The 12,396-nt window shown below is 32.9% G+C and carries 8 protein-coding genes; 7 read left to right on the forward strand and 1 reads right to left on the reverse strand.

Annotation, left to right across the window (positions count from 1 at the left end):
• From AC6EI0_RS04060 to AC6EI0_RS04080, 5 genes are all read left to right on the forward strand, one after another.
• Positions 1-561, forward strand: a complete 561-nt coding sequence (locus AC6EI0_RS04060) for a methyltransferase (protein WP_498523169.1) — start codon at positions 1-3, stop codon at positions 559-561.
• Positions 562-655: 94 nt separating this feature from the next.
• Positions 656-4,438: a UvrD-helicase domain-containing protein gene (locus AC6EI0_RS04065; protein ID WP_498523170.1), complete on the forward strand. Its 3,783-nt coding sequence runs from the start codon at positions 656-658 to the stop codon at positions 4,436-4,438.
• Positions 4,435-6,156: an AAA family ATPase gene (locus AC6EI0_RS04070; RefSeq protein ID WP_498523171.1), complete on the forward strand. Its 1,722-nt coding sequence runs from the start codon at positions 4,435-4,437 to the stop codon at positions 6,154-6,156. Before AC6EI0_RS04065 ends, AC6EI0_RS04070 begins: the two co-directional genes overlap by 4 nt.
• A 149-nt stretch (positions 6,157-6,305) precedes the next feature.
• The gene (locus tag AC6EI0_RS04075) at positions 6,306-8,072 is read left to right on the forward strand and encodes a DEAD/DEAH box helicase (protein ID WP_498523172.1); all 1,767 of its coding nucleotides are present in this window, start codon (positions 6,306-6,308) and stop codon (positions 8,070-8,072) included.
• Between the two features lie 326 nt (positions 8,073-8,398).
• Positions 8,399-10,189 (forward strand): ABC transporter ATP-binding protein, encoded by a 1,791-nt coding sequence (locus AC6EI0_RS04080; RefSeq protein WP_498523173.1) that lies wholly within the window; start codon positions 8,399-8,401, stop codon positions 10,187-10,189.
• A gap of 1 nt (position 10,190) precedes the next feature.
• Here AC6EI0_RS04080 and psbP read toward each other — a convergent pair whose 3' ends face one another.
• Entirely contained in the window at positions 10,191-10,736 is a 546-nt protein-coding gene (gene psbP, locus AC6EI0_RS04085; RefSeq protein ID WP_498523174.1) for a photosystem II reaction center PsbP, read from the reverse strand.
• 119 nt (positions 10,737-10,855) lie between these two features.
• On the opposite strand from psbP, the gene recR reads away from it, so the two are divergent.
• Positions 10,856-11,455 carry a recombination mediator RecR gene (gene recR, locus AC6EI0_RS04090; RefSeq protein ID WP_498523493.1) on the forward strand — a complete coding sequence of 200 codons (600 nt, stop codon included), beginning with the start codon at positions 10,856-10,858 and terminating at the stop codon, positions 11,453-11,455.
• 13 nt (positions 11,456-11,468) lie between these two features.
• Complete coding sequence (gene lipA, locus AC6EI0_RS04095) at positions 11,469-12,392, forward strand: lipoyl synthase (protein ID WP_498523175.1); 924 nt, start codon at positions 11,469-11,471, stop codon at positions 12,390-12,392.
• Positions 12,393-12,396 lie beyond the last annotated feature (4 nt).

The raw sequence follows: 12,396 nt of genomic DNA on the forward strand, positions 1-12,396 counted from the left end.
ATGAAGCCAAATAAAAGCAATCTCTTTAAAAATATTAAAACTCTCTTATCAAAATGGGGATTCAGTAAAAAGGGGTTATTTAATAATTCAAAAGGAGAGTGGTATTTATTTTCACAAATATTTTTAATCCTCCTACATTTAATACCTCCCTATCCAAAAATAAAGCATATAGCATTTTCAATAGATACATTTTGTACAATTCTTGGAGTAGTAATTTTGATCTTAGGTCTATTCACTATCGTTAAAGCATTTATAGATTTAGGAGAAAACCTTACACCACTTCCTTATCCAATGAATGAATCAAGTCTGATAAAAAACAACTCATACCAGAATGCTCGTCATCCGCTTTATAAAGGATTAATATTTACTTCTTTAGGAATATGTATTTTGTCTTTGAGTCTAATACATTTTACTCTACTCATATCATTAGCTTACATTTTAAAAATAAAAGCATTAAAAGAAGAAGAAAAACTGAAAGTTAAATTTCCTGAATACAAAGAATATATAAAAGAAGTACCGGCTATTATAAAAAATATAAACTATTTAGATTGGAGGTCCTAAATGTTAATCATAAGAAATTTAATCAAACGTTACCAAGGCATAAAAGATACCAAAATACTTAAATATTATTTTTTATAATCCCTATGAAATAAATATGGCTAATATTAAATTATTTGAAGCGAATAAATATCCTTTAGCTAATGGAATGCGGCTAATAGAAGCTAGTGCTGGAACAGGTAAAACATTTTCTCTATCTCATCTTGTATTAAGGTTATTGACTGAAAGAGAATATTCAATAAATGAGATACTAGTTGTTAGCTTTACAGAAGCGACAGCGTCAGAAATAAAAGCAAGAATTATTGAAAGATTAATTTTAACATTAAAGATAGTGGAATCAATAAATACAAATCTGAAACCATATAAAATTGACAAAGTATTAAATGAATGGGTGAAATTAAATATAACTTCTAAAGAACGAGCTTTATATATATCTTCACTACTTTTAGAGGCATTAGAGAGAATTGACAGTGCTGACATAACAACAATTCATGGATTTTGTAGTAAGTCACTTCGTAGAGAGGCTATTGAAAATGGAAATAGTTTAAACCCAACCATTGAAAAAGATTCAAAATCACTAATAATTGAAATTGTTGAAGAATATTGGAAAAAAGAAATATTAAGAATAGAAATTTCTGAATTAAAAGGGATATTTAAAACTAATTTCAATCGTAAGAATTTAATAGAAGTTCTTAATTCATTGGATAATGATCCAAATAATACCTTCAAAAAAACATTTAATGATTTAAGAATAGAAGAAAGTCTTTCAAATCAGTTAAACAACTATATTGATTCATTATGGATAGAATTTACTACTCTATGGAAAGAAAAGGGCAAGGAGCTTGAAGATAGATTCATACACATTGCTGAGAATTTAAAGTCTCAAGGTATTACAGATACAAAGCCATACTCATTCAAGCCTAGAAAAAATCGTTATGATCTTTTAAGTAGTTGGATTGAAGGATATAAAAAGAAAAAGCGGCCATCATATGAGGATATTCAAAGTCAAAGCCTTATAAATAAATATTTTCATCCTAAAAATATTTACCAATTAGAGAGAAAGTATAAAATTGATTTTTGTTCAAAAGAAATTAAATCTATTCTTGATATTATAGGAGATTTATATGATAGTCCAGCCGAATTAGTTTGGGAACATGCTTTGTTGTGGACTAAGAGAGAGCTTGAAAAAAGAAAATCAAAAAAAGGGTTGATAAATTATTCAGATCTACTTAAATTATTAGATCCTAAAAATTTAAACAGCAATGAAACTAAAGATGTAGTTAATACTAATAATATCTATAAAAACATAAAGCATAGATACAAAGTAGCCTTAATCGATGAGTTCCAAGATACTGATCCAGTCCAGTTAAGAATACTAAAAGAAGCCTTTGGCAATAGATCATCACATCTATTACTAATGATTGGAGACCCAAAACAAGCAATCTACAGTTTCAGAGGTGGAAGCTTAAATACATATATGAAAGCCAGAGAAACTTGTGATCAAATTCATTTAATGAATGCTAATTATAGAAGTACAAAACCTCTAATTCTAATACTAAATAAATTATTTATTGATGGATTAAAAAGATCAAATCTATCAACTCAAGAACTTAATCCATGTTCACAAGAAGATCTACTAAAGTTGAATGGAATAAAAGAACCATTAAAGATAATAAATCTAATAGATAATCATCAGATAGAAAATATACAAAGATTAAAATTAGAATCAAAAAGCAAAATAGAGGATAAAATCCCGAAAGTTATTGGATATTATTTGTTAGAACTTTTAAGCAATAATACCAAAGATTTAAACCCCTCAGATATTTGCATACTAGTCAATAGACATGATCAAGCTACAAACATCCATAGGTATTTATCAAAAATAAAGATTCCTGCACAACTCCTAAGTAATGAAAATATATTTACTAAAGAAGGTGCTCAAATCCTACAGTTTTTTATTAACTGTATAGTGAGTCCACATAATCAAGAAAAGCTTGCACTTCTAGCTTGTTCCGAGCTAATGCAATGGAAAAAGAAAAAACTTATTGAATCAAAAATTAATGGTGATTTTGATTCATTATCTTCGAAGTTCGACGAACTTGCAAAATCATTTCCTAAGATTGGATTATTAGGCTGTTTATCAAGTTTTTTAGAAGGAAAATCTATAGCCGATCTTTCTCAAAGAGGAACTTTATTGAGTGATCTTTATCAAAGCTCTCAGTTAGTAGACGAGCAGATTCATCGTCAGAAATTTAATGCTTTAAGAGCATCACAATGGCTTAGTAGTCAACGGTTCCAGTCATTTGAGTCAATACCTGAAGAATATCAACCTAATAGCGCCATTAGTAATAGCGCAGTAAATATAATTACAATCCACAAGAGTAAAGGACTTCAATTTAAAATAGTAATCTGTCCATATTTGTGGCAAAAACCTCCAGATAAAAAAAGTCATTTATGGAAAGACAATCAAAATCTATTAATTTCTAAAAAGTATAAATGGCATAAAAAATATATTACACATCAAGATTTTATTAGAAAAGAATCATTAAATGAAGCAGAGCGGTTAGCTTACGTTGCTTTTACAAGAGCTAAAAAACAATTAATAGTCCTTTGGGCAAAGGCTGCTGGTCAAGAAGGGAACCCTCTTTCAGGATTTTTATTTGGATCTGAATCAATAAATCTAGATATAGAAGATCATACAAGAGAAATGATGGAACAGTCATTCAAGGAAAGAGAACTAAAAGTTGATATTCAAGATATTAAAGCAGTTGAAACTAATAAAGTATGGACTCAAACTAAAAGTGAAGTTAAATTATCACTTGGAGAAATTCCTAACCATCAGTTTGAGAATAGTTGGGGAAGGTATAGTTTCTCAAAATGGATAACACAAAAAAATGACGAATTGATTCTAAAAGACTTATCAGATGAATTAAATGAAGATCATACATTTAAAGATGAAATTGAAGATGACTCTCTACAAGAAATTGATCAAGTATTTAAAGATAAAGATCAAAGAAATAAAAGATTAGAAGCTAAGGTATGGTCAGAAAGTCCTATTAGTAATTTCCCTCGAGGACCTATAGCAGGAACTTGTCTTCATAAAATACTTGAAAGAGTAGATTTTAATGATATTGAAAATCAACTACAAATTTCAACCATAATAGAAGAAGAATTAAATATAGTTAATATAAGTAATTCATTTGTTGAACCAATTAAGATTTTATTAAAGAGAATTGCAAATATCCCTTTAGGAGGTCCTTTAGGTAAATTTAAAATGAAAAATTTAAATTCTAAAAGCTCTCTCAAAGAATTAAAATTTGATATTCCAATTTGTCATGAAACTAATCCCATTAATACTCACACATTATCATCAATATTTAGAGAAGATGTTCAAAATAAATATGGCTCAGACTATATCAATAAATTGATGAATCTAAATATATATAGCAACGGGTTCCTAACCGGATCCATAGACCAAGTTTTTGCAGAAAACTCAAATCATGAAACTGCTAAATGGTGGGTTTTAGATTGGAAAAGTAACTGGATAGGCACTCCGCGTCAAAAAGGGGATGGCTTTTCTTGTGGTCCCTCAAATTATTCAATTTCCAGAATGGATGAAGAAATGTGCCATCACCACTATCCACTACAAGCCCATATTTATTTACTTGCTTTACATAGATTTTTAAATTGGAGGCTCCCCGATTATTCACCTCAAAAACATCTTGGAGGTTACATTTATGTGTTTTTGAGAGGACTCCCAGATAATAGAGATTTAGAAGAAAGAAATTTCACTAAAAGTACTCCAGGCTTAATCGTCGAAGCGGCTCCTATTGAAAGAATTAAGAAATTAGATTTATTGTTTAAAGGAGAACATAAATGAAAGAATCCCTGAAAAATAAATTTTCAACTGATTTAAATAAAGCATTATTAGCAACTCTAATTCGCTATTTCCCACCTGTAGAGTTTGATGAGGCTTTAACTGATGTCGTAAATGTATTAATGGATGGATTTTCAAGAGGTGATGTTTATATAAACATGAAAGAAATCCCTAAACGTCTTGAACTTAAATACTCAGGCTGGCCCAGCTGTCATTTGAAAGCTTTGTTAGAGAGTGGCTGGACTAAAGGAGAAAACTCTCCGATAGTGTTAAGGGGGGATTTAATAAGTTGGCGTAGAACACATAATGAGATAGTTGAGACCATTAATAAAATACTCGTAAGGAATCAACCTATTAATAATCTTTCTAAGGTATTACCTGATAGAATTTATGCTAAGAATCTAGAGCATCTAAATATTCAACAAATAGAAGCTGTTAACCTTGTACAAAGTGAACAAATCATCTTATTAAGTGGAGGCCCAGGCACAGGTAAAACTAGTACCATCCTTCAAATGCTTTTACAAGCACTAACAAGAAATCCGACTCTTGATATTGCATTGGCTGCTCCAACAGGGAAAGCCGCAAAGAAACTAAAAGACACTATTCAGGCGGGTATTGAAGATTTTGAAGATCCTATAAAAGATAGGCTTTCAAATATTCCTTCTAAAACATTGCATAAATGGTTAGAGGCAGGACCAAATGGGTTCAGAAGAAATTCTCGACGTCTATTAAATTTAGATCTAATAGTCATAGACGAGATGTCAATGGTTGACTTGTCAACCATTAATGGAATACTCGATGCATTAACAAAGTCCTGTCAAATAATTTTAGTAGGTGATCCTGACCAATTATTACCAATAGGAAGTGGTGGCATATGGAGAATCTTGCAAGAGAAAGAAACGAAAACAAACTTTCAATCAAACTCGATCAAACTTACAAAGTCATACCGAAACAAAGGAGATATTGCTTTATTAAGAAATACACTAAAAGGTGAAGGAGTAGATGCCTTTTGGCACCTGCTTTCAATGACAGAAGATTCATCAAATACAAGTCAGTATCTTTCATCCCTAAAAAGTATTCCAGATCCCGTAGTAAGGACTCTTTTCAACTATAGAAAGAGACTTAAAAAGCTAACAGCTAATTGTATTAATTATATTCCTAAAGAAGCATGGCAATCAAGCATGATTGAGGTAGAACAATCAGTTGAGATACTAAAACTATTTAAATTTATAGATAATCTTCTCATACTTTGTCCGCAAAGATATGGGCCCTGGGGTGTAAAAAAAATCCACAAGTTCCTGTTAGGGGAAAGATTTGAGAAGGACTTACACAAGTGGGAGGAGGGAACACCAATCATGGCAAAAAGTAATCAACCAGAAATAGGTATAGCTAATGGAGACGTAGGGATAATTATTGGCAATGGTATGAAAAGACGTTTTTTATTTAATGTTTTTTCTGAGGAAGAAAGACTCGTAACTCGATTAATAAACCCTTCAAGGTTAAATAGCTATGATGCAGCATATGCAATGACAATTCATAAAGCACAGGGGAGTGAAGCTGATCAAGTCCTTTTACTTTGGCCAGACACCTCAAAAGTTTCAAAAGAGAATAGTCTCAAAAATTTTTATTCTGATGATTATGAAAAACGAATGCTTTATACAGCAATAACTAGAGCAAAAAAACAATTACTTGTAATAACTAATAAAGAAGAAAACTTTTAAAGATGTGATCAACTTATTCCTAAAAGGATTTTTAAGATGATAAAATTAAAATTACAATCCCTTTAACAAGGCGAGTCAGCAAAGCACGGTTATATACCGATCGGAAGTTGTCTGCCTAATTTGAAGGACAAAAAGGCAACCATTATTAGATGACGACTAAAAATCTACATGAGGATTCCTCATGTCCAGTAGATCAAGATGTTCTTGAAGAGTCTAGTGAGGTGATATTGGATGAAAGCGAACAAAATCAAGAAAATGGATTTTCTGCGTTCAATTTTAGTGAAGAACTAGTTCAAACACTTGCAGAAAAAGGCTACTCATCGCCAACTCCAATTCAAAAAGCTGCTATTCCTGAATTACTTCTAGGTAGAGATTTAGTTGGACAAGCTCAAACCGGCACAGGGAAAACAGCTGCTTTTGCTTTGCCAATTCTAGAAAGACTGAAAAAAAACGTTAAACATCCACAAGTTTTAGTTCTAGCTCCAACTCGTGAGTTGGCGATGCAGGTGGCCGAATCATTTCGCTCCTACGCAGCTGGTCACCCTCATTTAAAAGTACTTGCAATATATGGAGGCTCAGATTTCCGAAATCAAATTAACACCCTTAAAAGAGGAGTTGATGTGGTCGTAGGGACACCTGGGCGAGTCATGGATCACATGCGGCAAGGGACGCTAAATACTAGTCATCTGGGTTGCTTAGTTTTGGACGAAGCCGATGAAATGCTAAGGATGGGTTTCATTGATGATGTTGAGTGGATTTTAGAACAATTGCCTGATGAGAGACAACTAGTTTTATTCTCCGCGACAATGCCAACTGAGATAAGAAGATTATCAAAAAAATATTTAAATAGTCCTGCGGAAATAACAATAAAAGCAACTGAATTGAAAGAAAGGCTTATCAGGCAAAGATATATAACCGTTCAAAATGTTTATAAAGTAAATGCACTTCAGAGAGTACTTGAAGCTGTATCTGAAGAAGGTGTAATAATATTCGCAAGGACCAAGGCTATTACTATTATCGTAGCTGAAAAATTAGAATCATATGGATATAACGTAGCTATTTTAAATGGAGATATCCCTCAAAATCAAAGAGAACGAACTGTTGAAAGATTAAGACAAGGGTCTATAAATATTTTAGTTGCAACAGATGTGGCGGCCAGAGGTCTGGATGTCGATCGAATAGGTTTAGTGATTAATTATGATATGCCATTTGATCGAGAAGCATATGTTCATAGAATTGGTAGAACTGGTCGTGCTGGAAGGAATGGTGAGGCAATTCTTTTTGTTAATCCAAGAGAAAGATCATTTTTAAGTAATCTTGAAAGAGCTGTAGGTCAACCAATTGAGAGAATGGATATTCCAGACAATGAACTTATTAACAGTAACCGAATTAAAAAACTTCAAGCAAAATTAGTAAAAGCCGCATCAACAGAGAGAGATAACCCAGAAGAGATCAATATTTTACAAAAGTTAATAGGCAATGTTGAAAAAGAGCTAGATATAGATCCAAAAGACTTAACACTTGCTGCATTAAATTTAGCAGTTGGTTTTAATTCACTCCTTGAGAAAGGAAATGAGGATTGGATCAAGCAATCAGCTCAAAGGAATACAAGAAATGATCGAAGAGATAATAAATTCAAACAACGCCGAAGAGGTGATTTTGATAACAACAGACTTGAGGATGAAATGGACAGATTCAGGGTTGAAGTTGGGCACCGAGATAGAGTTAAGCCTGGAAATTTAGTTGGGGCAATTGCCAACGAAGCAGGTCTAAAGGGAAGGTCGATAGGCAGAATAAGAATATTTGAGACTTACAGCCTTGTAGATTTGCCAAAGCAAATGCCAGATAATATTTTTCAGGCATTAAAAAAAGTCAAAGTAATGAATCGAGAATTACAAATTAATAGAGCTGACTAATAGAAAATACGATAAATAAAATGCTAAATAAATTATTATTCAGCAGTATGATCATATTCTTTATTTTAGAGATGAGTATCACCTTAAATGCTCAGGAAAGAATAATTAGTACTAAAAATAGACTTATCAATAAAATCTGTATTGCAACATTAAAATCAAAACTTGACATGAAGAATAAGAAAAATTTAAAAGAAATTAGTAATTTTACATGCCAATGTTTTTTTGAAAAATATAATTCTGGATATTCGCTAAAAAGTTCTCGTATTTATTGTAGAGATAAAGCTTCTGAGAAATATAATCTCTAAAAAAATAACACTCTAAATAAAATGTATACATCAATTACAAACAAAAAGAAAAAACCATTAGCCAGACTTTTAAGTAATCTTAGGAGTCAAAAGCATCTAATTTATTCAGCTATTATATGCTCAACATTAAATAAATTTTTTGATCTTGCACCACCTGTATTAATTGGTATATCTGTTGATGTAGTCGTAAGAAAAGAAAGTTCTTGGCTTGGTTCAATTGGATTAAGTACTGTCCCAGAGCAGTTAATTGCACTTGCAATAATTTCATTTTTGATCTGGACGGCTGAATCATTCTTTGAATATTTATATGGATTAATGTGGAGAAATTTGGCTCAGCGAACACAGCACTATTTAAGAATAAAGGCATATGACCATTTACAAAAACTAGAGATGACATTTTTCGAATCAGATAATACAGGAAGGCTTATGACTGTGCTTAATGACGACATCAATCAACTTGAAAGATTCCTGGATGAGGGAGCTAATAAAATAATTCAATTAATAATTACTGTTTTTATTGTTGGAGGGGCAATGATTTTATTGGCTCCTGGCATTGCATTGCTTGCCTTCATCCCTATTCCATTTATTCTGTGGGGGTCGATTAATTTTCAAACAAGTCTAGCCCCTCGTTACCGAGAAGTCAGAGAGAAAGCTGGAGATCTTGCCTCAAGACTTAATAATAATCTCAGTGGAATGCTTACAATTAAAAGTTTTGCTACTGAGGATTGGGAACTTGAGAGGCTAAGAATCGATAGCAATTCATATCAAGAAAGCAATAGAAAAGCGATTAAGTTTTCAGCCGCATTCATCCCCTTAATTAGATTTGCAATCTTATTTGCATTCCTTGCAATATTAATTGCTGGAGGCTTCCAAGCATGGAAAGGACTAATGCCTGTTGGAACTTATAGTTTTTTAGTATTTATAACTCAAAGATTGTTATGGCCCTTAACGACATTAGGGCATATTTTGGATGATTATCAAAGATCAATGGCATCAACAAATAGAGTTTTAGATTTAATAGATACTCCAATTAAAATTAAAACTGGGAAAATAAAATTAGATCCCAAGAGTGTTCAAGGTGCAATAACATTTAAAGATGTTGATTTTAAATATGAAGGCCGGTCTAAAGTTATCCAAAAATTTAATTTAGACATTATACCTGGCAAAAAAATAGGTATTGTAGGAGCAACCGGATCTGGTAAAAGTACTCTTGTAAAACTGTTGTTGAGGCTATACGAAATCAGTAAAGGTTCAATAGAAATTGATGGAAACTCAATTGAATCATTAGATTTAAAAAGTCTAAGACGATGTGTTGCATTAGTAAGCCAGGAAACATATTTATTCCAAGGCACAATTGAAGAAAATATTACTTATGGATCACAAATTATCGATAAGTCAGAAATCAAAAATGCTGCAGATATTGCAGAAGCAACTGAATTTATTAATCAGCTACCCCAGGGGCTAAACACAATAGTAGGAGAAAGAGGACAAAAATTATCTGGTGGACAAAGGCAAAGGATTGCAATAGCAAGGGCAATATTAAAAAAAGCACCGATACTTATTTTGGATGAGGCAACAGCATCTGTTGACAATGAAACTGAAGCTGCGATTCAAAGGTCTTTAAAAAAGATAACAAATAATTGTACTTCAATTGTTATTGCACATCGTCTAAGCACAGTAATAGATGCTGACGAAATTATCGTCTTAGATAAAGGTAAAATTATTGAGAAAGGAACACATTCTTCTCTTTTAAAAAATAAAGATTTTTATTACTATCTTTGGAAAATCCAAGCTGGTGAAAATAATACTTAAATTAGATAAAAAGAGTAAAAGAAGTAACTACTCTTTTAAAAGTATCTTTCATTTTTGGCCAGCGTTGTTCATTCGTACTAGCAGCAAGTGTGTATAAATAGCCTCTATCTACAACTACAGTTGCAATTTCATGCCTACTTTTTTCTTCAAGATCTATAAAGTATTCAAGATCATAAAATTTATGATTATTTACTTCTCTCTCTGAAGCTTCGATCAACTTAATAGGATTGTTCATATCTTTTTGACCAAAGAGTCTTTCACCTACTGCATCAGCCCCACCCAAATCATCTAAGTCAACTTCATTTTCCAATTTAGAAATAACAAGACTAAGAGTTTCATCTGAATTAATTAGATCATGGTAAACAACCTCTGGGCCATTATCGACAGCCACTCTTGTCCAACCTGTTGGGAAAAGAAAACCATACTGTCCATTTTGACTTTTGAATGGTTCCAATCCAGAGGCTCCCCCTGTAGAGCATGCTCCCAGTATCAAAACTAGAGCTATTGCAAAAAGGGCTTTAAAAGATGTTCGAAAAAATTTGATCATTTTGGAGGGCTCACCTTCAATATTTTGCTATATTTCCAATTTAACTGACGGTAATCTTCTTTAAATTAGTGCAACCAAGATAAAACTCCGACTAAATTCAAGTTAATTGCTTCTGAACTCTGAGCGGCTTCACAAAACCATTATCAAAATTAATTGATCAATTTGAGCAATTGCCGGGTATAGGTCCCAGAACTGCTCAAAGGTTAGCTTTGCATATTTTGCGTCAACCAGAGGATAAAATTAGACTGTTTTCTGAAGCCTTGGTTAATGCCAAGAGTCAGGTAGGTCAATGTCAGACGTGTTTTCATTTAACGGCAGGAGAACAATGTGAAATTTGTTTAAATAAACAAAGAAATCAAGATCTCATATGCGTTGTGGCCGAGTCAAAAGATTTACTTGCTCTTGAGCGAACTCGCGAGTACAAAGGGCTTTATCATGTAATTGGTGGCCTGATTTCTCCGATGGATGGTATTGGCCCAGAAATGCTTGAAATATCAAGTCTTATAAAAAGAGTAGATAAAGAAAACATCAAAGAAGTAATACTTGCCTTAACACCAAGTATTGAGGGGGACACTACCAGTCTTTATGTTGGAAGATTATTAAAACCCTTCACAAAAGTCACTCGTATTGCCTATGGACTTCCTGTTGGAAGTGAGTTGGAATATGCCGACGAGGTAACACTTTCGCGTGCTTTAGAAGGACGTAGAAATCTAGATTAACCATCAAAGAAAAATGACCACAACTACAAGAAAAACAACAAAATATAGCAATATCGTCCCAGAACAACGTTTACCTGATTGGATCAAGCCATCAATAGGTAACGCCTCTCAACTAGAAAAAGTTCAAAAACTCGTTAAGGAAAACAAATTACATACAATCTGCGAGGAAGGTAGATGCCCGAACAGAGGGGAATGTTATGCCGCTGGTACGGCTACTTTTTTATTAGGCGGCTCGATCTGTACAAGAAGCTGTGCATTTTGCCAGGTAGAGAAAGGGAAGTCACCAGAGAAAGTAAATATTTTTGAAGCTGAAAAAGTAGCAAATGCTGTTCAGATATTAAATCTTAAATATGTAGTACTAACCGCAGTCGCAAGAGATGATTTACCTGATCACGGTGCAAGTCTATTTACGACAACAATGGATGCAATTAGATCATTGAACCCTACTGTCAAAATAGAGGTACTAACACCCGATTTCTGGGGTGGAAACAACAAGGACAATATACAAAAGCAAAAAGAGCGACTTAAGCTAGTTCTCTCAGCTAATCCTATTTGCTTCAACCATAATCTTGAAACTGTCAAGAGACTTCAAAGAGAAGTCAGGCGAGGAGCTACTTACGAACATTCGCTCAATCTTCTCAAATTTGCCAGAGAAATTGATCCAGAAATTCCGACAAAGTCGGGAATAATGCTTGGATTGGGAGAGAAATTTCATGAAATAATTCAAACTCTTAAAGACCTTAGAAAAGTTGACTGTCAATATCTGACTATCGGTCAATATTTACGACCTTCACTTGCTCACATTCCAGTCTCTCATTATTGGTCACCAACAAAGTTCAATGATTTTGCAGAAATAGCAAAAGAATTAGGTTTTAAAAAAGTAAACAGCGGTCCATTAGTCAGAAGCAGTTACCATGCAAATAACACTTTGGATTAATCTA

This window comes from Prochlorococcus sp. G5PB11 (assembly GCF_059772425.1).

Coding starts and splice junctions, on each gene's coding strand:
- AC6EI0_RS04065 (WP_498523170.1), top strand. CDS start 656: ATGGCTAATATTAAATTATTTGAAGCGAATAAATATCCTTTAGCTAAT.
- lipA (WP_498523175.1), top strand. CDS start 11,469: ATGACCACAACTACAAGAAAAACAACAAAATATAGCAATATCGTCCCA.
- AC6EI0_RS04070 (WP_498523171.1), top strand. CDS start 4,435: ATGAAAGAATCCCTGAAAAATAAATTTTCAACTGATTTAAATAAAGCA.
- psbP (WP_498523174.1), bottom strand. CDS start 10,736: ATGATCAAATTTTTTCGAACATCTTTTAAAGCCCTTTTTGCAATAGCT.
- AC6EI0_RS04060 (WP_498523169.1), top strand. CDS start 1: ATGAAGCCAAATAAAAGCAATCTCTTTAAAAATATTAAAACTCTCTTA.
- AC6EI0_RS04080 (WP_498523173.1), top strand. CDS start 8,399: ATGTATACATCAATTACAAACAAAAAGAAAAAACCATTAGCCAGACTT.
- AC6EI0_RS04075 (WP_498523172.1), top strand. CDS start 6,306: ATGACGACTAAAAATCTACATGAGGATTCCTCATGTCCAGTAGATCAA.